The sequence below is a fragment of the Bacillus sp. LQ16 genome (assembly GCF_057784645.1).
The window spans coordinates 1,480,150-1,503,459 of the sequence record NZ_CM173491.1 but is presented as its reverse complement, the minus strand read 5'-3'; the positions used below and the strand labels follow the sequence as shown (position 1 = coordinate 1,503,459).

General features: G+C 35.3%; 25 protein-coding genes, 1 riboswitch and 2 other annotated features. Of the genes, 5 read left to right on the top strand and 20 right to left on the bottom strand.

What is annotated here, in order from left to right:
* Positions 1-20: 20 nt before the first annotated feature.
* The 3 genes from hmpA to AC3EMB_RS07630 all read right to left on the bottom strand — a co-directional run bounded on the left by hmpA (position 21) and on the right by AC3EMB_RS07630 (position 3,119).
* The gene (hmpA, locus tag AC3EMB_RS07640; RefSeq protein ID WP_069355305.1) at positions 21-1,229 is read right to left on the bottom strand and encodes an NO-inducible flavohemoprotein; all 1,209 of its coding nucleotides are present in this window, start codon (positions 1,227-1,229) and stop codon (positions 21-23) included.
* A 159-nt stretch (positions 1,230-1,388) separates the two neighbouring features.
* Positions 1,389-1,907: a hypothetical protein gene (locus AC3EMB_RS07635; protein WP_053564903.1), complete on the bottom strand. Its 519-nt coding sequence runs from the start codon at positions 1,905-1,907 to the stop codon at positions 1,389-1,391.
* A 114-nt stretch (positions 1,908-2,021) separates the two neighbouring features.
* Entirely contained in the window at positions 2,022-3,119 is a 1,098-nt protein-coding gene (locus AC3EMB_RS07630) for a site-2 protease family protein (protein WP_064531931.1), read from the bottom strand.
* A 150-nt stretch (positions 3,120-3,269) separates the two neighbouring features.
* On the opposite strand from AC3EMB_RS07630, the gene AC3EMB_RS07625 reads away from it, so the two are divergent.
* On the top strand, positions 3,270-3,467 hold the full coding sequence (locus AC3EMB_RS07625; protein ID WP_488517609.1) for a hypothetical protein: 198 nt from the start codon (positions 3,270-3,272) through the stop codon (positions 3,465-3,467).
* Between the two features lie 197 nt (positions 3,468-3,664).
* On the opposite strand, the gene AC3EMB_RS07620 is transcribed toward AC3EMB_RS07625, so the two are convergent.
* Positions 3,665-4,516 (bottom strand): YhfM domain-containing protein, encoded by an 852-nt coding sequence (locus AC3EMB_RS07620; RefSeq protein ID WP_053564905.1) that lies wholly within the window; start codon positions 4,514-4,516, stop codon positions 3,665-3,667.
* A 108-nt stretch (positions 4,517-4,624) separates the two neighbouring features.
* On the opposite strand from AC3EMB_RS07620, the gene AC3EMB_RS07615 reads away from it, so the two are divergent.
* Positions 4,625-5,401, top strand: a complete 777-nt coding sequence (locus tag AC3EMB_RS07615) for a class I SAM-dependent methyltransferase (protein WP_488517608.1) — start codon at positions 4,625-4,627, stop codon at positions 5,399-5,401.
* Between the two features lie 40 nt (positions 5,402-5,441).
* Here AC3EMB_RS07615 and AC3EMB_RS07610 read toward each other — a convergent pair whose 3' ends face one another.
* Positions 5,442-5,651: a hypothetical protein gene (locus tag AC3EMB_RS07610; protein ID WP_000880630.1), complete on the bottom strand. Its 210-nt coding sequence runs from the start codon at positions 5,649-5,651 to the stop codon at positions 5,442-5,444.
* A 272-nt stretch (positions 5,652-5,923) separates the two neighbouring features.
* Positions 5,924-6,182 (top strand) — a binding site (T-box leader).
* 56 nt (positions 6,183-6,238) lie between these two features.
* Between AC3EMB_RS07610 and brnQ3 the strand changes: the two genes are divergently transcribed.
* Positions 6,239-7,594 (top strand): branched-chain amino acid transport system II carrier protein BrnQ3, encoded by a 1,356-nt coding sequence (gene brnQ3, locus AC3EMB_RS07605; protein ID WP_488517607.1) that lies wholly within the window; start codon positions 6,239-6,241, stop codon positions 7,592-7,594.
* A gap of 24 nt (positions 7,595-7,618) precedes the next feature.
* On the opposite strand, the gene AC3EMB_RS07600 is transcribed toward brnQ3, so the two are convergent.
* The 9 genes from AC3EMB_RS07600 to gltP all read right to left on the bottom strand — a co-directional run bounded on the left by AC3EMB_RS07600 (position 7,619) and on the right by gltP (position 15,317).
* Positions 7,619-7,957, bottom strand: a complete 339-nt coding sequence (locus AC3EMB_RS07600) for a DUF3922 domain-containing protein (protein WP_072939635.1) — start codon at positions 7,955-7,957, stop codon at positions 7,619-7,621.
* A gap of 81 nt (positions 7,958-8,038) precedes the next feature.
* Entirely contained in the window at positions 8,039-8,671 is a 633-nt protein-coding gene (locus tag AC3EMB_RS07595) for a response regulator (RefSeq protein WP_000598707.1), read from the bottom strand.
* Entirely contained in the window at positions 8,668-9,723 is a 1,056-nt protein-coding gene (locus AC3EMB_RS07590; RefSeq protein WP_000744326.1) for a sensor histidine kinase, read from the bottom strand. Before AC3EMB_RS07590 ends, AC3EMB_RS07595 begins: the two co-directional genes overlap by 4 nt.
* Entirely contained in the window at positions 9,723-10,463 is a 741-nt protein-coding gene (gene liaF, locus AC3EMB_RS07585) for a cell wall-active antibiotics response protein LiaF (protein ID WP_000716094.1), read from the bottom strand. The genes AC3EMB_RS07590 and liaF overlap by 1 nt, the downstream gene beginning before the upstream one ends.
* Before the next feature lie 106 nt (positions 10,464-10,569).
* Complete coding sequence (locus AC3EMB_RS07580; protein ID WP_000814127.1) at positions 10,570-11,232, bottom strand: PspA/IM30 family protein; 663 nt, start codon at positions 11,230-11,232, stop codon at positions 10,570-10,572.
* A gap of 47 nt (positions 11,233-11,279) precedes the next feature.
* The gene (locus tag AC3EMB_RS07575) at positions 11,280-11,636 is read right to left on the bottom strand and encodes a lmo0954 family membrane protein (RefSeq protein ID WP_000808640.1); all 357 of its coding nucleotides are present in this window, start codon (positions 11,634-11,636) and stop codon (positions 11,280-11,282) included.
* 182 nt (positions 11,637-11,818) lie between these two features.
* Positions 11,819-13,135 carry a Na+/H+ antiporter NhaC family protein gene (locus tag AC3EMB_RS07570; RefSeq protein WP_000665496.1) on the bottom strand — a complete coding sequence of 439 codons (1,317 nt, stop codon included), beginning with the start codon at positions 13,133-13,135 and terminating at the stop codon, positions 11,819-11,821.
* A gap of 94 nt (positions 13,136-13,229) precedes the next feature.
* Positions 13,230-13,335, bottom strand: a riboswitch (SAM riboswitch).
* A gap of 120 nt (positions 13,336-13,455) precedes the next feature.
* Complete coding sequence (locus tag AC3EMB_RS07565) at positions 13,456-13,974, bottom strand: ribonuclease FAU-1 family protein (RefSeq protein WP_000824654.1); 519 nt, start codon at positions 13,972-13,974, stop codon at positions 13,456-13,458.
* A 68-nt stretch (positions 13,975-14,042) separates the two neighbouring features.
* Positions 14,043-15,317: a glutamate/aspartate:proton symporter GltP gene (gene gltP, locus AC3EMB_RS07560; protein ID WP_000821126.1), complete on the bottom strand. Its 1,275-nt coding sequence runs from the start codon at positions 15,315-15,317 to the stop codon at positions 14,043-14,045.
* Between the two features lie 495 nt (positions 15,318-15,812).
* On the opposite strand from gltP, the gene AC3EMB_RS07555 reads away from it, so the two are divergent.
* Positions 15,813-17,087, top strand: a complete 1,275-nt coding sequence (locus AC3EMB_RS07555) for a murein hydrolase activator EnvC family protein (protein WP_088022042.1) — start codon at positions 15,813-15,815, stop codon at positions 17,085-17,087.
* A gap of 101 nt (positions 17,088-17,188) precedes the next feature.
* Positions 17,189-17,347: a hypothetical protein gene (locus AC3EMB_RS07550; protein WP_001095997.1), complete on the top strand. Its 159-nt coding sequence runs from the start codon at positions 17,189-17,191 to the stop codon at positions 17,345-17,347.
* A 27-nt stretch (positions 17,348-17,374) separates the two neighbouring features.
* Here the strand turns inward: AC3EMB_RS07550 and AC3EMB_RS07545 are convergent, their stop codons facing one another.
* The 6 genes from AC3EMB_RS07545 to AC3EMB_RS07520 all read right to left on the bottom strand — a co-directional run bounded on the left by AC3EMB_RS07545 (position 17,375) and on the right by AC3EMB_RS07520 (position 23,195).
* Complete coding sequence (locus AC3EMB_RS07545; RefSeq protein WP_000665433.1) at positions 17,375-18,730, bottom strand: sodium-dependent transporter; 1,356 nt, start codon at positions 18,728-18,730, stop codon at positions 17,375-17,377.
* A gap of 111 nt (positions 18,731-18,841) precedes the next feature.
* Positions 18,842-19,090 (bottom strand) — a binding site (T-box leader).
* Positions 19,091-19,154: 64 nt separating this feature from the next.
* Positions 19,155-19,769 (bottom strand): NAD(P)-binding protein, encoded by a 615-nt coding sequence (locus AC3EMB_RS07540; RefSeq protein ID WP_053564909.1) that lies wholly within the window; start codon positions 19,767-19,769, stop codon positions 19,155-19,157.
* Positions 19,744-20,499: a sirohydrochlorin chelatase gene (locus AC3EMB_RS07535; RefSeq protein ID WP_000648881.1), complete on the bottom strand. Its 756-nt coding sequence runs from the start codon at positions 20,497-20,499 to the stop codon at positions 19,744-19,746. Before AC3EMB_RS07535 ends, AC3EMB_RS07540 begins: the two co-directional genes overlap by 26 nt.
* Before the next feature lies 1 nt (position 20,500).
* Positions 20,501-21,277 (bottom strand): uroporphyrinogen-III C-methyltransferase, encoded by a 777-nt coding sequence (cobA, locus tag AC3EMB_RS07530; protein WP_000521256.1) that lies wholly within the window; start codon positions 21,275-21,277, stop codon positions 20,501-20,503.
* 84 nt (positions 21,278-21,361) lie between these two features.
* On the bottom strand, positions 21,362-21,562 hold the full coding sequence (locus tag AC3EMB_RS07525; RefSeq protein ID WP_000366918.1) for a DUF3906 family protein: 201 nt from the start codon (positions 21,560-21,562) through the stop codon (positions 21,362-21,364).
* A 10-nt stretch (positions 21,563-21,572) separates the two neighbouring features.
* Positions 21,573-23,195, bottom strand: a complete 1,623-nt coding sequence (locus AC3EMB_RS07520; RefSeq protein ID WP_000119611.1) for a nitrite/sulfite reductase — start codon at positions 23,193-23,195, stop codon at positions 21,573-21,575.
* Positions 23,196-23,310 lie beyond the last annotated feature (115 nt).

The window sequence follows — 23,310 nt, the reverse complement described above, 5'->3', positions numbered from 1 at the left end:
TTTGTTTATTCTCATTCGTCTTATTGTAAGCTTGTTGCTGGGCCGAAAAATTCATAATGAATATGCTCTTGTTTCACACCTAAATCAGTTAGTGCAGCATTTATATGCTTCATAAATGCTACTGGACCACAAAAATAAAATTCTGCTTCAGTTGTCGGAATAATAGTTTTTAACCATTCGCTTTCAACGAAACCTTCTTTATCAAAGTTCTTCATTTCTATATCTTTTTCAGTCGGTGCAGAATAACAAGTATATGCTTTAACTTGTTCATATTCATTTTCTACTGCCTTAACGTGTTCTTTCATTGCATGTGTATTACTATTTATTGCTGCATGAACAAAATATACATTACGTTTTGAATCTTGTTCAATTAACGTATTTAACATACTCATCATCGGTGTAATCCCTACTCCACCACTAATTAGTACAACTGGTAATGTTGAATCCATATTTAACACGAAATCTCCCGCTGGTGCACTTACTGGTAAAACATCTCCTTCTTTTACATGTTCATGTAAGTAATTAGACACTTTACCGTCTGGTGTATCTACACCTTTTTCTTTCTTTACACTAATACGATAATATTCTTTCCCAGGTGCATCGGATAAACTGTATTGACGATTATGTGTATATGTCTCACCTTCAATATTGATTTGAACCGTTACATATTGACCTGGGATGAATGAAGAAACTTTCCCTCCATCTTCAGGTTTCAAATAAAATGACGTAATAACATCGCTTTCCTTCACTTTTTTAACAATCACAAAGTTGCGGAAGTCTTTCCATCCACCTTCTTTATGTGCAGCTTCTTCATACATCTCTGCTTCAATGCTAATAAATGCATCAGCAATGACACCATATGCTTCTCCCCATGCATTTAAAACTTCATCAGGTGCACCTGCGACTTCTTTAATGGCACGTAGTAAACATGTACCTACAATCGGATAATGCTCAGCTTTAATACCTAAACTTCTATGCTTATGACCAATTTGTTTTACAACTGGAATAATTGCTTCTAAATTATCAATGTACGTTGCAGCTGCATAAACAGCATTCGCTAACGCTTGTTGTTGTCTTCCCTTTTTCTGATTCGTATGGTTAAAAATATTCAATAACTCCGGATGTTCTGAAAATAAAATTTGATAAAATCTCGTTGTAATTTCAACGCCTTTTTCTTGTAATAATGGTACTGTTGACTTTACGATTTCAATTGTTTTTGCACTTAACATTGTATCCCACTCCTCTATTTCCTTAACTGTTTTTAGTTTAACTGAATCTTATAATGCAGATTGTGATTTTAATCACTATTAACACGTTGTTTTTGTGAATAATATATGAACATTGCATTTACAAAAGAAAATAAGCTAACTAGAATTCTAGCTAGCTTATTATTTTGTTTGTATAGCTTGTTCAATTACCTTTCTATCTTTCCCATCACCAAACTCCGTATACCCCCAGATATTCGTTTCACCTCTATATTTATTTACGATAATATCCAAATCATGATATACACGGTGGGCATACACTACATACTCAATATTTTGAAGTTCCACACCTTTTTTTACAATTTCATAGCTTCTATTTACATCGCGTTTTATTTTTTCATTCTTTATTTCCGTATGTATATTTTTTAAAGATGGTTCTTGTTGTTGAAACCATTGCTTAAATTGCTTCCAATCCCCGTCTGTATAATTCTCTGCTTTACCATAATTTAAGAAATTATTATAGCTTTCATGTGTCATTCGAATAAAATCTAGCACTTTTGTCTCTTCTTGCACATCTTCTACTTGAGCTATTGTATTTACCTCAGCAGGCTTATTCGCATAATGTAACAGCACTTTCATAAGACTATAACTCGCAATGATCATTACGATAATAATCCCGAATACACTTAACAATTTCTTCATATACAGAACTCCTTCTCTACTAAAGATATTACAATGTATGACTATACTTGTAACATTCTCTCGTAGAAATATAATTCCTGTATTAATTCTTCCTATCATTTCGACAATATTTTTCTACACATTTCGTCTTGGCAAATGCTCCTGTAAAACAATATAACCTTCATAAGCTGTATAACCAAGTATAGCTATTAATCCGATATAACAAGCAAATACTGTCCATTTCGTTTTCGTATCCACTTTATAATAGTTTTCTTGTTGTTCCTTTTCTGTTTTCCATTCATTTAATTTTCTTTCTGACGCTTCAAATGCTTCTCTTATGTGAATAGTATACTCATCTATTTCATCTTCATATGGAACATAATCTAACGGTTCAAACTTCGGTAAAAGATACTCTAACACTTCCATTTTTTGAAGTTCACCTATTTGTAACTCTTTTTCCCGTTCACTTTGTCTTAATGCATTCATCTCATGATGCATCATGTATATAGTCCGATGTACAGCTCCAGTTTCTTTTAATTCCTCTTCAAGCCTAGCAACATATTCTTTCATTCCATCAATTTTATGCCCTAATTCCTTAATCGGCTCATCTCTCTTTATCACTCTGTATAATTCCATACAACCGATAATAACAATAAATCCTCCCAAAATACTTTTAAAGTAAATTGAATAGCCAAGTAATAAAATAAGGCCTGCTCCCCAAATTTTAGTACTGACAACTGAAATAATTCGCCCACCATCTAGCGGCGAAACAGGAATTAAATTAAAGAAATTAATCATACTTCCAAGCAAAATAACAAGCGCCCAAAACGGCTCTTGCGTCATTATATAAAGTGGGATCGCTGGTAAAAATGAAAGAAGTCCGAAAAGCGGCCCCATATAGGCGATGTAAGCTTCATCTTTCGCATTTTTCGGCATCTCTTTCATTCCAATAAGGGCCCCCATAAACGGAATAAAGATTGCTGGCGATGTTGGGATCCCCTTTCTTTTCGCAGCCCATAAATGGCCCATTTCATGAACAAACAACAAATAAATGAGCGCCACTCCAAATTTCCAACCATATAGAACTGCGTATGCGCCAAGCGATAGAAACATACTAAATACCGTTGAAAACTTTGCTAATTTAAATATTGCAAATACCCACTTTAACTTAGACAGTAAAAATAGACCTATCGCAACAATAATTCCCCATAATCCTTTTTTATTATTTTTCATATTCCTCTCCTTTATCTCTCATTAATGAATCATATTCATTCATCAAAGCTTGTTCTTTTCTCTATTATGACATATTTTTTTCTATTGTTAGAAATAATGTTTATTTAATCCATTTTTAGCCAAAAATATAAATAAAGGAGGTATATACGAATGAATTTACAATCTCTCATAATAAGTGTTTTATCATTTTTAGCTTCAACTCTTATTTTTTATACAGTGAGCTATGTATTATTATTAGATTGGTTGCCATATCACTTACTTATCACTCTTATCATTCTTTCCGCTCTTATGATTTCATTTCTTATTACACGAAAATCAATGAATGAGCCATCTGCAAAAGCAAAATAATAGAGAGGGTGTTCTTCCCCCCTCTCTATTATCATTTCCTAGGAAAGGCTACATACAATTTCAATTCAGCTACAGCCAATAAGGATCTTATCTCAAAATTCAGTTGGAACAAAGAAGTTAAGCGGGAATCAACGCCGAATTGGCAAAGACTATTAATCAACGAAAAATGAGCATCCTCTGCCGATTAAAGTCTCACTTTATCTTTGAAAATTCATTTTTTCACCATACTCTTTAACGATTTGAATTATATTTTGAAACACGCCTATTTTTTCTTTTTCACTGTTTAATATTTTCAAATCATACTTTTCGTAATATGTTTCTAATGATTTTAATTGTGATTCTGAAGCACCTTTTATCGGAACAGTAGCATGCAATTCATATTGCTTATACCCTTCCTTTACTTTTTCACCTAAAATCATTTCACTCTCTTTTGCTCCAATTAATTTTTGAACTTTTTCTGGGAAAGTGAGTTGCAAATAATACTCTCGTTCCTTCACTAACTTGTTATATAGTGATTGTGAAATCGTATACCGTACCATATAATTCACGTTTTGATCGCCCGCTTTAATATGAAACGCAGTAATCTGCAAATCTTTTTTTGTTACTTCCGTTAAAGGACCTACCTGCATCTCATCTTCTTTTTGTTCTGAAACATTTGGAAATATAGCCAAAAGCTTTTCCGTATCTTTTTCATTCAACATATACATAGCTTTCTTATATTGCACCCATCCTCGTCTATCTTCTCCCCTTAACCATGCATAATAAGTTTCTTTTTTCCCATCTCTACTAATTTGTATTTCATATTCAGGTTCACCGAAGCTTCCGGTTATTTCTTGTTTCTCAGCTTTATCCAAAATGTCTATTACTAACTTCGCTTCTGATTCCTGCAACTTTTTCTCTTTATGTTTTTTTTGTATAACGGTTACCCCAATTGTTTCTTTCACTTCATTCACCGTCTCTTCTACTTTTTTTGTTTCTTTTTTTTGCTCAGCTTGACCACAAGCTGCTAGTAACATAACAAATAACAACAATACATATTTCCCTTTCAAATTAATCCTCCTTTTACGATAAGAAATTCTTATAATCTTCATACATAAAACAAAAACGTGACATCCTATTAAATAAGTTATACTAATCATTGAAAGGAGGTCTTTATCATGTCCATTAATTTTCATGATCCAAATAATAAATACACATACGCAACAAGAAACGCTCATATTTCTTGGGCTGAAATGGTAAAAAACATTACAGACATACAAAACAAGCAAATAATTGATATTGGCTGCGGTGGCGGGATTTATACGAAAGAACTTGCTCTTATGGGAGCCAAAAATGTTGTGGGACTTGATTTTTCAAAAGAAATATTACAAGCTGCAAAAGAAAATTGCGGCAACATTCCAAATATTTCTTTCATCCACGGTAATGCACATAATATCCCATACCCTAATGAAACATTCGACATAGTTATTTCTCGTGCAGTTATTCATCATTTACAAGACATTCCTACATTTTTATGTGAAGCTTCTCGTATATTAAATAAAAACGGTGTACTTATTTTACAAGATCGAACGATTGAAGATTGTACAGTTCCAGGAAGTCCCGAACACATTCGTGGATATTTTTTCTCTATATTTCCAAAACTCATTGAAATAGAGTCAAAAAGACGTCCAAAAACCAACACGATACAGAAAGAATTACAAAAACATTCTCTTCACGTGCTTCCCACACAAACACAATGGGAAGTACGAAAAATACATGATTCTGTAGAAGCATTACTACAAGATTTATCTCCTCGAACAGGTCGATCCATTCTATATGAGTTAACAGATGATGAACTTTCTCAACTTCTACAACATATACAGACCGCATTACAAAACGTCTCTCCTATTATTGAAAGAGATCGATGGACAATTTGGAGCGCCATGAAGTTGTAAGGAAGGAAGCCTCACAAAATAATGTGAGGCTTCCTTTCTTTCATAATCTAATTTTGCAACACTCTTGATATCCTCCACTTCTGGCCTGTGCACTTCCACACTTCGGACATACTAAATATCTAGACTGATTTGTCAACAAACTACCTTTTTGAAAGAGTAAAACTTCTGCTTGTTTAAACGAACGCGAATAATATAACCACATAAAACCAATTATAGCAATAATGCCAAATAATACTCCCATCGCAAGCATTTCAGTCACCTCTTTTGGTTTGTTCTTTCCAGCAAGTGGATTGTTGTAATATTCTCTGTAAATTCAAATAATCCCTTCTTTACTCCTATAAATATCAACTTTCTCTATAAATTTTACAATTCTCCACAAATTTTTACTCCCATTTTACAATTCATTATTCCTTTTGCAACAACGAATATTACTTTCGATATTTCCGTATATAAATATATCTTTCAAAAAACATATTGACTTTCTAAAAAAAACATGCAACAATACTGTCAGAATACTTGAATAAAAATTCATTGACGAGAACGAGTACGTTATAGAACTGTTCCCCAGAGAGTTGGCGATTTGCTGAAAGCCAACGTTCAGTGCGTAACCGAAAATCATCTCCGAGAAGTAGAACCGAATGTTACAGTAAGTTCTTACCGGCCGTCCCCCGTTACAAGGAACACGTATCATGTTGTACGTTGCAAAGCCGTATACATATAGATTTATTTCTACATGTGTAAATTAGGGTGGTATCGCGGGTAAATATAACTCGTCCCTTTCTTTAGGGACGAGTTTTTTGTGTTCTTACAAATGAATTTAAAAAAGGAGGAAAAACAATGAACACTGTATCAAAAAAACATATTTTTTTGACGGGTCTTATGCTATTTTCTTTATTTTTTGGGGCAGGTAATTTAATTTTCCCTCCCATGCTTGGACAAAACGCAGGTGAAAATTTTTGGCCAGCAATGATTGGATTTTTACTAACAGGAGTTGGCTTACCACTACTAACTGTTATCGCAATTTCTCTATCAGGAAATGGGATGCAGCAACTTGCAAGTCATGTCCATCCATTATTCGGAATTTTCTTTACAGTAGTTGTATACATTGCCATCGGTCCATCCATGGGCATCCCACGTGTTGCAAATGTTGCTTATGAAATGGGTGTTAGTTCTTTCTTACCAGAAACAATCCGCTCTAGCAGCCTAGTGCTATTTGTATATACAATCATATTCTTTACTTTCGTATTTTGGCTGAGCTTAAATCCATCTAAACTTGTCGATCGTATTGGAAATATATTAACACCTATTTTATTAATCTCAATTTTCTTATTGTTTGTTAAAAGTGTCTTTACACCACTTGGGCAATCAGGACCAGCTATGCAAGAGTATCAAACTTCTCCAATCTTCAAAGGCTTTATGGAAGGGTACTTAACAATGGACACCATTTCAGCACTTGCATTTGGAATTATCGTTGTAAATGCAATTCGCTCTAAAGGTGTGAATGATCGTAAGTCCATTGCCATCGCCACAGCAAAAGCAGGGCTTATTGCCGCTACAGGACTCGTACTTGTATATGGTGCACTCGGCTGGCTGGGGGCAACTAGTGTCTCTCTCGGATATGCAAAAAATGGTGGACAGCTACTTACTGTTATCGTACAACAATTATTCGGTCCGTATGGTTTGCTCCTATTATCTCTTATCGTTACACTCGCTTGTTTAACGACATGCGTTGGACTCGTATCTGCGTGCAGCCAATATTTTTCAACATTATTGACTACATTTTCATACAAAACATTCGCGAGTATCATTTGCGCATTAGGATTATTAGTTGCCAACTTAGGTTTAACGAAAATTATCGCAATCTCTGTTCCAATTCTACTTGTTGTGTATCCAATTGCGATTGTACTCGTACTACTATCGTTACTTCATAAATACTTCGGTGGATATCGCTCTGTTTATGTATGTGCTTTAATCGGATCAGCTGTAGTGAGCGTATTTGATGGATTAAAACAAGGTGGTATTTCAGTTTCATTCATCACACCATATTTTGAATTTATCCCTTTATATAATGAAGGAATCGGTTGGCTAATACCAGCATTAGCAGGAGCTCTTCTTGGCCTTACAATCGCTAAGTTAAGCGGTACGAAAAAAGTTCCATTACTAATCGAATCTAACGAAGTAAAAGCCTCCTAAAAAAACTCCCAAAAGGGAGTTTTTTTACATTTGATAAGCAGTATGATTAAAACTGCTTATTTTATAAGCTTTCGTATAATATTCAATATTTGTATCAACTGTTTCTACCTTGACAACATCATAGCGCTCTTCTTGCTTTACTAAAAATAAATAGTATTCCTCTGTTGCCTCAATAATCGCAATTTTATCTGTTTCAACATTATATTGTTCACAAAGTGCTTGTAATGCGTTCACATACTCCCCTAATTTTTTAGACTTATCCATTCCGAATATAGTTTGAACTAACATATACATTCTCCCCTTTATATGTACTGTTAACACCTTAATGATAACGCTTACATTATTTATCGTCAATAAAAACATTCGATGGTTTTAACGCCAAATCTATATTGTAGCGAGCCAATAATCAGCGAGGAATTCCCCGCCAATTAAAGCTTCACTTTATCACTTCGTTAATTGATGCCTAAATGCATAAATAACTGCCTGAGTACGATCACTTACATTCAATTTATTTAATATGTTACTCACATGTGTCTTTACCGTTTTCAGTGCAATAAATAACTCGTCCGCAATCTCTTGATTACTTTTTCCCTCTGCAATTAATAACAAAATCTCAAACTCTCTTTCCGTTAAGTCATCATGCAAAGGTTGCTCTTTCTTTTGACGCATACGGGACATCATTTTCCCGGTAACTTTCGGCTCTAATACTGTTTCTCCATCATAAGTAGCTCGTACAGCATCGGCAATATCACTTGCTCTTGATGTTTTTAATAAGTAACTGGTCGCACCAGCCTCAATAACAGGGTACAATTTTTCGTCATCTAAAAAGCTTGTTACAACTACAATTTTTGCTTCTGGCCATTCTTGAATAATAGCACGTGTTGCTTCGACGCCATCCATCTCATCCATAACAAGGTCCATTAAAATAATATCCGGTCTTAATTGCAATGCTAATTCTGATCCTTTTCGTCCATTCTCAGCTTCCCCTACTACTTCAATATCTGGCTGTGTAGATAAATATGCCGATACACCCATACGAACCATTTCATGATCATCGACAAGCAATACTTTTATCATACTTCTCCCCCTCTCTCAATCATAATCGGTACTTTTACTTCTATTTGTGTACCTTTGGCCGGGAAACTAAGCACCTTGAGTGTCCCACCAATTTCATGAACACGCTCTTGCATCGATCTTAGGCCATATGAACCTGCCTTATTAACGCCTACTTCAAACCCAACGCCGTCATCAATAATTTTTAAAATCGCATATTGATCAATTTTTCGAAGGCGCACTTCTGTTTTCTTTGCCTTCGCGTGTCGCAACGTGTTTGATAACGCTTCTTGCACAATACGGAATAAATGATCTTCTACACCTTTTTTTAATTCTATTGGCTCAATAAGCCATTCAATTTTCATATGTTGTTTTCGCGATAATTCCGTTAATAATTCCTCTATACCTTCTGTCAGTTTCTTACCTTCCAATTGTACAGGACGTAAATGAAGGAGCAATGCTCTCATTTCTGATTGAGCATTTACAACCATATTTTCAACAAGTTGTAATTGTTTTTTTGTCACATCTGGAAATTCAGTTATTTGTTCATTAATCGCTGACATCATCATCGACATTGCGAAAAGCTGCTGACTTACTGAATCATGCAACTCCCTTGCTAAACGATGCCTTTCTTGAGAAATCGCTTCTTGTCTCATCTCTTCATTCCAATGAGCTCGTTCATTCGTTACTTTTTGAAAGAGTCCAGCTTGCTCCTCTAATCGACGAGCCAAAACGATTACTTTTCGTTCCACTTCATGAAATTCATCATCTGCAGTAAACGAAACATCGCTCGGAAAATTCCCTCGCTCTACTTCAAATAGAAACGTATTTAATCCTTGTATACGCTGCTCTATATAGTAACCGATTGCATATCCTACAATTCCCCCGATAAGTAAACTTGTAGTCATAATAAACAAGCCAATTGGAACAGAAGCGATGGATTCCTTCCATAATAAATCATACACTTGTTGCTCGCTTTTCCATACATATACAATTGTACAAATGAGTGCGATACTAACTGAGGACAACATAGAATAACGAATATACATCCACGAAATATTTTTTTGTTTCTTCATTATACTTTCCTCACTTCCGTGTCGCCTACGACAAGCGAAGAAATAATTTTAATACGACGAGGAGCCTCTTTATACTGCTCTGTTCTAAATGTAACATTGCGGTTAAACCCTGTCTCTTCATGACCTGGCAAGAGCACACGTCCGACAATAACAGAATGATTTAAAGAAAGTTCAATATCATATGGCACATATAAACGAATATTACCAACGACACCCCGAATAACAATTACCGTTTCCCCTTCTGGAATCATAGCAGTAGTTAAATCTATTTCCACATCACAAGCACCGTATTGAACATTAATATCCTCAAGTTCATAAATATGATCCATCATTCGTACATTGCCTACAAACATATTTTTCAAATATGGTTCTGTACGATATATTTGCTTCTCTTCGTCTATAATCCCTTTTTCTTTAATTTCAACCTTCATCGCTTTTTGCTGATGCCCTTGTTGAATCAATTGATAACCAATTAAAGCTAAACAAGCAAATACGACAAGAACAAATGCTGCTGATGAAAATAAGAAGAATAAAAATACGATACCACCAACAAATAAAAATACATTTCCCCGTACATAACGATTCTTTTTACGATAATGCCTTCCAAACATAAGCATAATAAATGCAAAAATGAGACCACCTGGTTCAAAATGTCCAAGTATCATATCAAGAAAAAGACCGAATCCAAATATGATGAGGAGCATCCCCATTAATTGTGTCTTTGAAAAATGTTTCTTCATTTCAGCTCCCCCCTTCTTGTCACATATACATAGAAGAAAAGGCATTGCTTTCCAACACCTTTTCTCCTATCACTATATCATAAGCCTGTTTTATAATATACTACTATTATTTTGTTAACTCTTTCGTTAACGATACATCATTCTTTTCTTTCATTTCACGCTCAAGTTTTGCAATTTTCATATCAAATGTGTCACGCTCATGTTCTTCATTCATACGAGTTTCTAAGTCACGAATGTGATCTTCAATTTCTTCAAATCGTAAGAACGGATTATTTTCATCCATTTTATGCATCGCAGTATTCATACGACGATTTGCATGTGCCATATTTTCACGTGCCATTAGTTCCATACGCTTTGCGTGCATTTCTTTTAATTTATTTTTCATTTCAGAAAGACGACGCTCTAACTCATCAATTTGCTCTACAACACCTGCATACATTTCTTCTAATCGAGTTACTTGCCCTTCATAATAAGCTACCTCTTCTAACGCACGTTCGTGCAATTGTAATTCGCCTGCTTCTTGAGCAATGATAGCTTGCTTTGATCTTTTGTTAACGAAATAACGTGCTTGCTCAAGCTCACGAGCAAAGTTAGATTTTAATGTTTTATGACGTTCAATTAACTTCTCAATTTTTGTTATTTCACGCTCACTATCACGTAAATATTGGTTTAACATCGCAATTGGATTTTTTCTTTCCTTCTCATCTAACACGTTATGAAAATCAGCTAAAATTGCATCGCGTACACGTCCGAATAAAGATTGTTTCATTATAAATCTTCCTCTCTTCTACTTTATTTATAATTTGATTTATTGTTTTAGTTTTTCATTAATTTGTTCCACTCATCTTCAAAGTTGCTATATGGTTTAGAACTTTCTGGAGCAGATTCAACAACTACATCTTTTTCTTTTTTCCACTCGCGGTATCCGTAGTATAAAACCACTAAAGCAGCGATACCGATTAATGCTGGTGAATGAGAAAGCGCAATGGATAAACCGATTAAACCAACAATACCCCAAGCTAACTTTCCAAAAAATGACTTAGCTCGCACAAATGATTTATAGCTCCAATATACAACTCCTGCTCCGATTGCGAATCCTACAATACCAGCAAGACTACCAAGAGCAATTAAAGCCAAAATACCGGCTGCGATAAACGCTAGAAATTGTTTCATCTTGTGCTTGCCTCCCTTCGATTTGATACTCTTATCTTAACTATTTTTTCATCTTTCCATAACGAGCTTAAGAACCGTTTTTAACTCAGACTTAAGACCGAGTCATATTCAGCCCTTTACGCAAAAAAACGTGCAGAGTTTATTCTCTGCACGTTTTTTTAATTACTAACATTCATATTAAATTAAGCTGTTTTATGATACTCTTTTTTCTCAGCTACTTTCGAAAATCTTGGAAATCCAATTAAAATAGAAACAATCCCACATACTCCAACTAAGATTGGATAAAATGCATATGGCAATAATTCAACCGGAGATAACGCTGCAAATCCTGCTGCCGTTAACATTTGGGCACCGTACGGAATTAATCCTTGTACACAACATGAGAAAAGATCTAATACACTCGCTGATTTACGAGGGTCTATTTCATATTGATCTGCAATATTTTTTGCAAGCGGGCCTGTAAAGATAATCGAAATCGTATTATTCGCTGTACACATATTCGTCATACTTACTAAACCAGCAATACCAAATTCTGCACCTTTTTTCGAACGAATATTACGTGTTAATACATTCATTAAATATTGAATACCACCATTATATTGGATTAATTCAACCATACCGCCAATTAATATAGCAAGTAATACTAACTCCATCATACCGCCCATTCCAGTCGTTACACTTTTAAAGAAACTTTCTAACGTGTAACTTCCATCTATAAGACCGATAACACCAGATAATACAGTTCCACCAGTTAATACAATAAGTACATTCCAGCCAAGTAGCGCTGTAATAAGTACTCCTGCGTACGGTAAAATCTTTATCCAATCAAAGCTATGTGCTTTAATTTGCGTGTCACTTCCTGAAGTAACTATTACTAATAATACAATTGTAATAATAGCCGCTGGTAACACAATTAAAAAATTCGTTTTAAACTTATCTTTCATTTCTGTTCCTTGTGAACGAACAGCTGCGATTGTTGTATCTGAAATAAATGATAAATTATCACCAAACATCGCTCCCCCAACAACAGTAGCCATTGCAAGCGCAATTGAGATATCAGTTTGACCACTAATACCTACAGCAATCGGCGCTAATGCTGCAATTGTTCCCATTGAAGTTCCCATTGCTAATGAAATAAATGCACCAATAACAAAGATTCCAGCTACGATAAATCCTGGCGGTAAAATAGTTAACGCTAAATTAACAGTTGAGTCTACTCCGCCCATTCCTTTAGCCGTTTCAGAAAATGCACCTGCAAGCACAAAAATTAATACCATAATCATAATATCCGGATTTCCTGCACCTTTAGCGAACCGCTCGACTTTCACATTAAAACTTTCTTTACGATTCATCACTAAAGCGACTCCTACAGCAATTGAAATTGCTACAAGTATCGGCAATTTATAGAAATCACCTGTAATAATTCCAGAACCAATAAATAGCGCCAAAAATATCCCAAGTGGTAATAAAGCTAAACCATTTCCTCTCGTTTCTTTCAAAGTACCATCTCTCCCTAGTTTCAACCTTTTTCTAATGAATAACAAAAGACCTCTTCCGATGAGAAGAGGTCTTATACATCTATAAGAAACGCTCTTCTCATCTTTCAAGCACATGCTTGCTGGATTTGGCACAGCACTCTGAAATCGAGTCCGCTGCCGAGGCATCGTAGGGCCAGTCCCTCCGCCTCTCTTTATAAGAAGGTTTCATATTTATTTTTTAATAATAATTTCTTCCCTAACTTTACTCGCTTACAAAACAAAAGTCAATTATTTTTTGTATAGATTTTTTTGGTAATTATACAAAAATTTGAATACAATAATCATTTTAACTTTTCGATTTCTTCTTCCAATATTGAAATCCAATAAAATTCACTATTTTTTATTGCTGCTAATATCCATTTCGTAGTGTACCAAGCTAACTCATACTCTTCCTTCGTGACATCGCCACTTTTATAAGCATCCTCTAGCTCCTCTTCATCTAATACATACACCTTACCGCTAGGTAATAATACTACATCTAAATATAAATCATCAAAATACGGTAAACCACGATCGTCTATTTCATATTCTTTCGTCACATCAATATAATATTGCACTAAATTGTGCCTATCATCTAACATAGCTGTAATCGCAAAGTTCTTTCCATTAATGAAATATTGAACCCACGTATACCCATCACTTGCAATACAAATTTCTTTACCATCATATTCTTTACAACTAGGCTCTCTCACCTTTTTTATATCCAGTATTCCGAGCATTCCCTCTTCCACTTGCTTAAGCCTATAACTCTTTTCTATTAGTCTTTTCCACGAAGAACCGTCACCATATTTACGTTTCATTATGTATACTCCTCTTCTATATACAGAAAAGCTCCCACATATTATGTGAGAGCTTGTTCATATTATAATTAAGCAGCTTGACCCTTTTCAGAAATCTCTTTTAAATAAGCTTGTCCTTTTTCAGCGTCATATTGACCTTCCCACTTAGACATAACTACAGCTGCTAAAGAGTTTCCTACAACGTTAACTGCTGTACGAGCCATATCTAAAATACGGTCAATACCAGCAATGAACGCTAAACCTTCAGGTGGAATACCTACTGTACCAAGTGTCGCTAATAATACAACGAATGATACGCCCGGTACACCTGCGATACCTTTTGATGTAACCATTAATACAAGTAATAATGTAATTTGTTGTGTAATAGATAAATCAATACCGTACATTTGCGCCAAGAAAATAGCCGCAATTGCTTGATATAAAGTTGATCCATCTAAGTTAAATGAATAACCTGTCGGAATAACGAAAGATGTAATTGCTTTCGGACAACCGAATTTCTCCATTTTCTCCATGATTTTTGGTAAAACTGTTTCTGAGCTTGCTGTAGAATACGCTAAGATCAGCTCGTCTTTTAAAATCTTAAAGAATTGGAAAATGTTAATTCCAAATATTTTCGCTGTAAGTCCTAAGACAACTACGACGAAGAAGATCATTGCCCCATATACGACAATTAGCAATTTCCCTAATGGAATTAATGAAGCAAGACCAAATGTAGAAACTGTAACACCAATTAGTGCAAACACACCAAATGGTGCAAATTTCATAACTTGGTTTGTTACATAAAACATTGCGTCAGCTACACCTTGGAAAAATTGAAGAACTGGTCTTCCTCTTTCACCAATTGCTGCTACACCTAAACCAAATAGTACAGAGAAGAAGATAATAGCAAGCATATCTCCGTCAGCCAATGACTTCATAATGTTTGTTGGAACAATATTTACAAACGTATCTGCAAATGAATGACTTTGTACTTGCTCTGTCGTATGTGTATATTTCGAAATATCTGTCTTTGTTAACTGCTCCATATTTACGCCTTTTCCTGGTTGGAAAATATTCGCTATTAATAGACCAACAATAATTGCAATTGTTGTAATAATTTCAAAGTAAATAATTGTTTTTCCGCCTAGTCGACCTAGTTTTTTAACATCGCCAACACCAGCAACCCCAACAACAATACTTGCTACAACAATCGGTACAACGATCATTTTAATTAATCGGATGAAAATATCACCAATTGGTTGTAAGTACTTCACAACAGCTGGATTATCAAAGAAAATCGCCCCAACCGCAATACCAAGCGCAAGCCCTATTAATATTTGCCATGCAAGTCCTATTCTTTTCATATTTGTTGTAACCCCCTCTTCGATGTGTCACTCTATCTCTCATTCTATCTCTATAAAACTAAGAAATTAAGAGTATTACATATTATTCGACAATTCACTACATTTTGTCCCTGTTAAAAATCATAAATCAAAATTTAAAATCTGACAACAAAATAACTTTGCCCGAATGCAAATAATTTTCTTGACAAAAAATAAACCCATGTTAGAAAACCTCACATGAGAACGATTCCTTACTAGTGTTTTATTAGCTTTCTAAGTACTATTTCACCCCATAAAAACTATTACTTTCCTCCTGTATTTTACAGATAAATCCCAAAATATACCTTTATTACAGCCATAAATAAAATGTAAGTACTATGACAATTAAAGTTGAAAAATGATAAATTCCGACAAAACTTAGCAATTTTATAAAGTTTTCTTTACATTATGATTACAACGATAGACACTCTTCTTCTTATGATATATAACATTCATAGGGAAAGGAGTCAGACAACTATGAAAAAGAAATTTGCAGCGTTTAGTGTTTTAGCAGCAGGAACGATTTTTGCTTCCCCGTTACTTTCACCCGTATACGCTGAAACAAATCAAGATAAATTATCTAACATTCAATCTGAATTAGAAGGCAAACAAAGTGACTTACAAAATAAATCAGTCGAGAAAGAACAAATAGAAAAAGAAATTCAAGAATTACAGAAGAAAATCGATGAATTAACTACTTCTATTAATAAAAACGAGGCTGAATTAAACGATACAAAAAAAGAAATTAGCAAAACACAACAAGTAATTACTGACAAAAAGAAACATATAGAACAATTACAAACAAACATAGATACACGTCAGGAAGTTATTAAACAACGATTACAATCTATGCAAGAAAAACCGCGTACAAATATCATTACAGAAGTATTAACAAACTCTACAAACATTGCTGATCTTGTTGATAATATGTACTCCGTAAGTTTAATATTAAACAACGATACAGATATTGTAAAAAAACAAACATCTGATCAAAATGCTGTAACTACAGAAAAAGAAGCTGTTGAGAAAAAAGAACAACAACTGAAAGAATCTGAGCAAAAACTAGAACAAAAACAACAAGAATTACAAAATAACCAACAGCAGCAACAGACTCTTATTAACGATCTACATACGAAAGTAGCAAAAGTAGATTCAGAGATTGAAGGATTAGAAGAATCCAAAGGCATTTTAGAAAATCAACGTCAAGCTGTGCAAAAAGCAATTGAAGAAGAAAAACGGGCCGAAGAAGCTCGTAAAGCGGAAGAAGCTCGCCAGGCAGAAGAGGCTCGCAAACAACAAGCTACTAAATCTGCTCAAGCAACTCAAGCAGCTCCAACACCACACGATACAAACATGGGTGGCTTTATCAAACCAGCAGCTGGATCAAAAACTTCCGGATTTGGTGTACGTTCTTTAGATAACCATAAAGGAATTGACATCGCTGCTTCGGGAACGGTTCCAATTATCGCTGCTGCAGATGGCGTTGTTATTCGCTCAGAATTATCATCTAGTTACGGAAACGTAGTGTATTTATCTCACCGTATAAACGGAAAAACATATACGACAGTATATGCTCATATGAATAGCCGTTCTGTATCGAATGGACAAACTGTAAAACAAGGCGATCAGCTTGGATTTATGGGGAACACGGGCCAATCATACGGACAACATTTACACTTCGAACTTCATCTTGGAGAATGGAATGTCGGCAAGACAAACGCAGTCGACCCATCTCCTTATATCGGATTATAAAAAACCTCGGTACCTACCGAGGTTTTTTATTTACACTTCACACAATATAGGCATTCTACATAGACTATAACTAAATGCCTATAGTTTACGAGGTGATCAATATGAATACGCAATTACAACAAAAAATAGAAGAAGCTAGAGCGACATTTATCGGCCGGATATTTACATTTGGCGGATCAGTTTTATTTTTAATCGGTTCATTCCTCGCAGTCACCACAGCCTATAAAGCGTATAATCGTCTATTACATTCAACAACATAAAAAAAGACGGGAGATCCCCGCCTTTTTTTATGCAAACATTTTAAATACACCTATCACATTTAAAAATACAATTATTACAGTTATCGGAATGACATAACGAAGTAAGAAGAACCAAATGTTAAATAACGTTTTCCCCTTCGTTTCCGTCACTTCTAATTCTTTCATCAATAACTCTTTACTCATTTTATTTGGTACAAATAATGAAATAGCTAGTACTCCTAACGGCAGCAATACGTTACTTACCGAAAAGTCGACTAAATCAAAGAATGTTTTCCCAAATATTTTCACGTCACTCATAATCCCAAATGATAACGCTGATGGAATACCGACTGCAAAAATAAGAATACCAATTAATAATGATGCTGACGGACGCTTCTTCTCATTACCTTTCGCAACAGATGCTACTACAATTTCAAGCATTGAAATTGCTGATGTTAAAGTCGCAAAGAAGAATAAAATTAAAAACATAATAAAGAAAAATTGACCAAATGGTATTTTTGCAAATACTGCTGGAAGGACGATAAACAGTAATCCCGGTCCTTCAGTCGGTTTAACTCCTAATGCGAAAATCGCTGGGAAAATTGCTAATCCTGCAAGTACTGTAACAAAAACAGTTAAACTTACAATAGATGTTGCCGATTTCGCTAAATGTTCCTCTTTCTTTAAATACGAACTATACGTTACCATTACCGAGGCACCTACAGTTAGCGAGAAGAAAGATTGTCCCATCGCATATAAAATTGTATCTGCTGTAAGCTTTGAAAAATCTGGTTTTAAGAAGAACTCTACTCCAGCAAAAGCACCATCGAGTGTTAACGCACGAACAATAATCGCAATAAATAAAATAAATAATAGCGGCATCATGTACTTACTTGCCTTTTCTATACCTTTCTCTACACCTTTACTTACAACAAAAATCGTACAAAGCATAAAGATAAATTGCGCTCCAATCGCACTTAACGGATTTGAAATCGTTTCACCGAACAATTGTCCATAATCAGCTACTCCATTCCAGAAACTTCCTGTCACACTATAATATAAATAAAGTAAAATCCATCCACCTACAACACTATAAAAAGATAGTACACTAAAACAAGTAACAACTCCCATACGACCAATCCAAGGATATAATTTGCTATTTGGCACTAGTACTTTATAAGCTGTAACCGCCTCTTTTTGCGTGCTACGTCCAATAACAAACTCCGCTATTAGAAGAGGCATACCTATAAATAAAGTTAGCAGTAAAAATACAAGGAAGAATGCGCCTCCCCCGCCATTACCTGCAACATATGGAAATTTCCATATCGCACCAAGACCTACTGCGGCTCCGGCTGCTGCGAGTACAAAGCCTATTTTCGACGTCCATTGCTGTGTTTCTTTCATCATAAATTCTCCTTTTCTGAATATTTAAACTTTTGTTAATTATACACTTTCATTTCATACTCGCACACCTCCTTTAGAAAATAAAAAAGTCCCCTACACGCAAATATGCATGTAGAGGACGATATATGTAATGTAAATACCGTGGTACCACCTCAATTGGATTGATAAATCCCACTTGTTCAAGTACAGGAATAATTCCGATACTCTATCCTTTTAACGGCGGAACCCGGGTTGCCTACTACAATGTTCAACATACCTCTCGCAAGCCCATTCTGTATAATTTATCGTACCGGGCTCCCACCTAACCCCAGCTCTCTGAACGCATCAAATATACGTACTCTTCTTGCTCATCGATTTCATCTATTGAAGTTACTTGTGATTATAAATTATATTTTTATATTTGTAAAGCGCACTTTATCTTTTATTATTTTAAAACCTTTCCCTCTAATTCTCGCAAAAAACTTTCTCTTTCTCTCTCGTTTTGCACATATACTGATTTCAACACTTCTTGGAGTAATATATTTCGTTCTCTCTTTTCTAACTGTAAATCTTTTAACTTCACCCTTACTTCATATAAAAAATCTAAATACGATTCATATGTCTCATCATATTTATTTGCAATCTCATCTCGAATTTTTTTTGCGAGCTTTGGGCTCGCTCCCCCAGTAGAAACTGCTATATTAAGCAAACCATGATGAATCGCTGCTGGAAAGTGAACATTACCACTTTCCGGATTTGTAATAACATTTACTAATTGATTCTCTGCGGCATCTTCAGCAACTTGTTCATTTAATATTGAATCACTACTCGCTGCAACAACTAAAAAAGCATTTTTAATATCACTTTTTTCATATTCTCTTTGATACCAACGAATTTTCTTTTCTTCCACAAGTTTTACTAAATTCGCATCTAATTCTGGACTGATCACAACTATATCCGCACCTTGTTTGAGTAAAGGAATAATTTTAAATCCTGCAACTTTTCCCCCACCAATAACAACAACGCGTTTCTCATTAACTCGCACTGTAAGTGGATACATACTGATCTCCTTTCAATAACTCCGTCGTTTTCTGAATTAACATATCTTGTAACGCTTCATTCTTCCCTAAATATGGACTGATTTTAATCTCTTCCAATGCATATTGGCGCACTTCTTTCTCAATATGTTTCATAAGTAAACCTGTAAATAACAAATAAGGTAGCACAACGATGTTCTCCACTTCCCGTTCTACAACTTCCTTCAATTTCCTCTCAAATTTCGGCTCCGCAGCCGCTAAATAACAAACCTCAACTTTTTTAATTTTCTCCTCAGCTTGAAATAAAGAGGCGATCCATTTTATATCTTGTAATACTTCAGGATCACTACTTCCTCTTGCAACGAGCAGAAGGGTCACTTCAGCCTTCCCTTCCTTTTCAATACCACTTCCGTTATATACTGATTTGATAAGTGTTTCTGATACACCAAACGGATTACCATAAGTCACTTTAACATTCGGATATTGATTCTTGAGCTTTACCAATTCAAATGGAATATCTTTCTTCACATGACCTGCCGCTAATAAAAAAACAGGGATGGCAATAATCTCCGTGGCCCCACGCTTCACACATGTACGAAAACCATCTTCAATAGAAGGATTCGCTAACTCTAAAAAACAAACTTCTTGAATATTCGCTTCTATACGACTCATACACGATGTAATAAATTGAATCGCCTCTTCTTTCGCTGTCTTCAAACGACTTCCATGACATATATATAAGACGGCTTTCATTTTACAACACTCCACTTACTTGATAAGCATTTTCCGTTTGCTTCTCAAACCAATGGATTTTTTCTCTAAAACGGACAACTTCTCCAATTACAATCATGCTCGGATTTTGAATTTGCTCTTTTTTCGCAACATCTACAATTGTTCCTAATGTCCCAACAACTGTACGTTGCATAGACGTCGTCCCCTGCTCAATAATAGCAGCTGGCGTACTTTTATCTTTTCCATGCTTCATAAGTTGCTCACATATGTAGGGCAAATTACTAACCCCCATATATATCGCTAAAGTCTCTACACCTTTCGCTAAACTTTCCCATTTCACTTCTTCTTCAGCACCTTCTTTCCTATGCCCAGTCACAATAGCAAAACTTGCACTTGCATCACGGTGCGTCACTGGAATACCAGCATAAGCAGGTGCAGCTATTCCAGATGAAATACCTGGGACGATTTCAAATGGTACACCTTGCTTTGCTAATGCTTCCGCTTCTTCTCCCCCTCTACCAAATACAAATGGATCGCCGCCCTTAAGCCTCGTTACTACTTTCCCTTTTTTCGCATACTTAATAAGAAATGTATTAATTGTTTCTTGCTTCATCGTGTGATAATTCGGGAGTTTCCCGCAATAAATTAAATCCGCGTCAGGCTTTGCGTGTGAAAGCAGCTCTTTATTCACAAGGCGATCGTATAAAATAACATCTGCCTTCTCAATACATTTCAACCCTTTAACAGTAATTAAATCTGGATCGCCAGGACCCGCTCCAACAATATAAACCTTCCCCATCATCTCTCCTCATTTCTACTATTAAAATGAAACTTCCATTCGTATATAAGAATGGAAGTTTTTATTTTTTCGTATTACTAATCTCTACTCATGAATAACAAATGCTGCACCTTTTCGAATCTTCTTTTTTTCAAACAAAGAAATCTCTTTTACCTCTGGCAACGGTAAAAAATGTTTTTCAAGCTCAATCTCCGCAAGCTTAAATGCCTGTTCTTCACTTTGAGCAACAACAACAATCGGAACAATATCACTCACTAATACAGCTTCAAATCGATATAAATCCATATTGTCCCCCCTAAGACGCTATGACTTCTTCTAACACGTTATTTAACGCTATTTGTAATGTGTCTACACCAACACGACCTACAAAATCATAAAATGTTTCGGCTGGTAATTTATTCTCTTTGAAATAACTTATAAATGATGCGAGTACATCAGGTAAATCCTCGCCATCTATTTTTCCTTTTAACTTTTGATTGTAGGCACCGCCATCTAACAACGTTCCACCTACATATATCTCAAATGCTTCAACAATTCCCTTTTCCTTCGTTTTCATTTTCACCCCTTGTAACCCAATGTCAGCAATTTGACGTTGACCACATGAATTCGGGCAGCCTACCATATGAATTCGAACTGGAACATCGAGTGCAATTTGTGTATCTAAGTATTCTGCAATTTTTCGTAATCTTTCTTTCGTTTCTACTAATGCAAGATTACAATATTCAATACCGGTACATGAAACCGCATGACCAATAAATGATTTTGGGCTTGCAGATATCGCTTCAAACAACGGTTCACTAAGTAATCCTTTTACATTTTCCGGAGGAACGTTCGGAATAATGAAATTTTGTGAATTACATGTACGAATTTGTCCATTTCCATATTGCTTTGCGATTCTTGCAATCTCAAACATTTCTTCTGCATGTAAACGACCTACCGGTACATTAAAACCTACATATTTTAATCCCTCTTGTTTTTGGTCTTGAACACCATAAAAATAGCCTGCATTCCATCCTTTGAGTGCACTTTCCCCTTTACTTTGTAAAGGCCCTGTATACTCTATTAGTTTCTCTTTAAATTTCTCTGCTCCCCAGTCCGCAACAAGAAATTTCAAACGGGCTAAATGACGTTTCTCACGATATCCAAAATCACGGAATATAGTAGCAATCGCAATTGCCACTGCCTTCACTTCTTCTGGTAAAACGAACACATCTAATTCATCAGCTAAATATGGACGGGCTGATAATCCTCCGCCTACTTTTATATGAAAACCAACTTTTTTCTCACCATCTATTTCTTTCGTAGCAGGTGTAAATGCAACACAGTTAATCTCTGCGTTTGCTGAGTTATAAATATTAGAACTAATAGACATTTTAAATTTACGTGGCAAATTAGAAAACTCTTCATTATGTTGGAAATAGTCATATACCTCTTTCACAATATGTGTCGTATCAAATAGTTCATTTGCATCAATTCCAGCAAGCGGATTACCTGTAATATTCCGCGTTATATCACCACAAGCCCCCGCTGAAGATAATCCAACTCTTGCTAATCTTTTAAAAATATCTGGTATTTGCTGAATTTCTAACCAGTGAAACTGAATCGCCTGTCTCGTAGTAATATCTATTACATCACGTCCATAATCCTCAGCGATAGAAGCAAGTACTTCTGCCTGCGCATTTGTAATAATCCCTGACGGAATATTTACCCGCATCATAAAATAACCAGCTTCTTTTGGACGTTGTAAATACAATCCCGCCCATTTAAAGGCATCCCACTCTTCTTTCGGAATAGATTCAAATCCATTTTCCGCATAGTAAGGAATATCATTAAAAATTTCTAATCCATCTTTTTCTAATTTATTTTTCTCCGTTTGATTTAGTTTTTCATTGTTAGCCCATACTTTTTCATAACTCATTTTTAAATCCCCCTATATAAAGTGAAACTTTAATCAGTAGAGTTTTGTTCATCCCACGCTGATTATTAGCCTTAACCAATCGGGTATTTACGGGCAGCCCGACCCCCACCTAACT

Bases quoted from the DNA above. Each gene is read 5' to 3' on its own strand.
- AC3EMB_RS07535 (WP_000648881.1), bottom strand. From the start codon at position 20,499: ATGAAAGCCGTCTTATATATATGTCATGGAAGTCGTTTGAAGACAGCG.
- AC3EMB_RS07550 (WP_001095997.1), top strand. From the start codon at position 17,189: ATGAATACGCAATTACAACAAAAAATAGAAGAAGCTAGAGCGACATTT.
- AC3EMB_RS07545 (WP_000665433.1), bottom strand. From the start codon at position 18,730: ATGAAAGAAACACAGCAATGGACGTCGAAAATAGGCTTTGTACTCGCA.
- AC3EMB_RS07600 (WP_072939635.1), bottom strand. From the start codon at position 7,957: ATGTTTTTATTGACGATAAATAATGTAAGCGTTATCATTAAGGTGTTA.
- AC3EMB_RS07595 (WP_000598707.1), bottom strand. From the start codon at position 8,671: ATGATAAAAGTATTGCTTGTCGATGATCATGAAATGGTTCGTATGGGT.
- gltP (WP_000821126.1), bottom strand. From the start codon at position 15,317: ATGAAAAGAATAGGACTTGCATGGCAAATATTAATAGGGCTTGCGCTT.
- AC3EMB_RS07610 (WP_000880630.1), bottom strand. From the start codon at position 5,651: ATGCTTGCGATGGGAGTATTATTTGGCATTATTGCTATAATTGGTTTT.
- AC3EMB_RS07525 (WP_000366918.1), bottom strand. From the start codon at position 21,562: ATGGATTTATATCGATTTGAAGCTGTATTAGTGAGTGATATTGTTCCG.
- AC3EMB_RS07635 (WP_053564903.1), bottom strand. From the start codon at position 1,907: ATGAAGAAATTGTTAAGTGTATTCGGGATTATTATCGTAATGATCATT.
- AC3EMB_RS07630 (WP_064531931.1), bottom strand. From the start codon at position 3,119: ATGAAAAATAATAAAAAAGGATTATGGGGAATTATTGTTGCGATAGGT.
- AC3EMB_RS07590 (WP_000744326.1), bottom strand. From the start codon at position 9,723: ATGAAGAAACAAAAAAATATTTCGTGGATGTATATTCGTTATTCTATG.
- AC3EMB_RS07575 (WP_000808640.1), bottom strand. From the start codon at position 11,636: ATGAAACAATTTCTAGCGTTTATCGCAGCCGGTATTTTGGCTTTAATT.
- AC3EMB_RS07540 (WP_053564909.1), bottom strand. From the start codon at position 19,769: ATGTATCCACTTACAGTGCGAGTTAATGAGAAACGCGTTGTTGTTATT.
- AC3EMB_RS07625 (WP_488517609.1), top strand. From the start codon at position 3,270: ATGAATTTACAATCTCTCATAATAAGTGTTTTATCATTTTTAGCTTCA.
- AC3EMB_RS07615 (WP_488517608.1), top strand. From the start codon at position 4,625: ATGTCCATTAATTTTCATGATCCAAATAATAAATACACATACGCAACA.
- brnQ3 (WP_488517607.1), top strand. From the start codon at position 6,239: ATGAACACTGTATCAAAAAAACATATTTTTTTGACGGGTCTTATGCTA.
- hmpA (WP_069355305.1), bottom strand. From the start codon at position 1,229: ATGTTAAGTGCAAAAACAATTGAAATCGTAAAGTCAACAGTACCATTA.
- AC3EMB_RS07555 (WP_088022042.1), top strand. From the start codon at position 15,813: ATGAAAAAGAAATTTGCAGCGTTTAGTGTTTTAGCAGCAGGAACGATT.
- cobA (WP_000521256.1), bottom strand. From the start codon at position 21,277: ATGGGGAAGGTTTATATTGTTGGAGCGGGTCCTGGCGATCCAGATTTA.
- liaF (WP_000716094.1), bottom strand. From the start codon at position 10,463: ATGAAGAAACATTTTTCAAAGACACAATTAATGGGGATGCTCCTCATC.
- AC3EMB_RS07565 (WP_000824654.1), bottom strand. From the start codon at position 13,974: ATGAAACGTAAATATGGTGACGGTTCTTCGTGGAAAAGACTAATAGAA.
- AC3EMB_RS07520 (WP_000119611.1), bottom strand. From the start codon at position 23,195: ATGAGTTATGAAAAAGTATGGGCTAACAATGAAAAACTAAATCAAACG.
- AC3EMB_RS07580 (WP_000814127.1), bottom strand. From the start codon at position 11,232: ATGAAACAATCTTTATTCGGACGTGTACGCGATGCAATTTTAGCTGAT.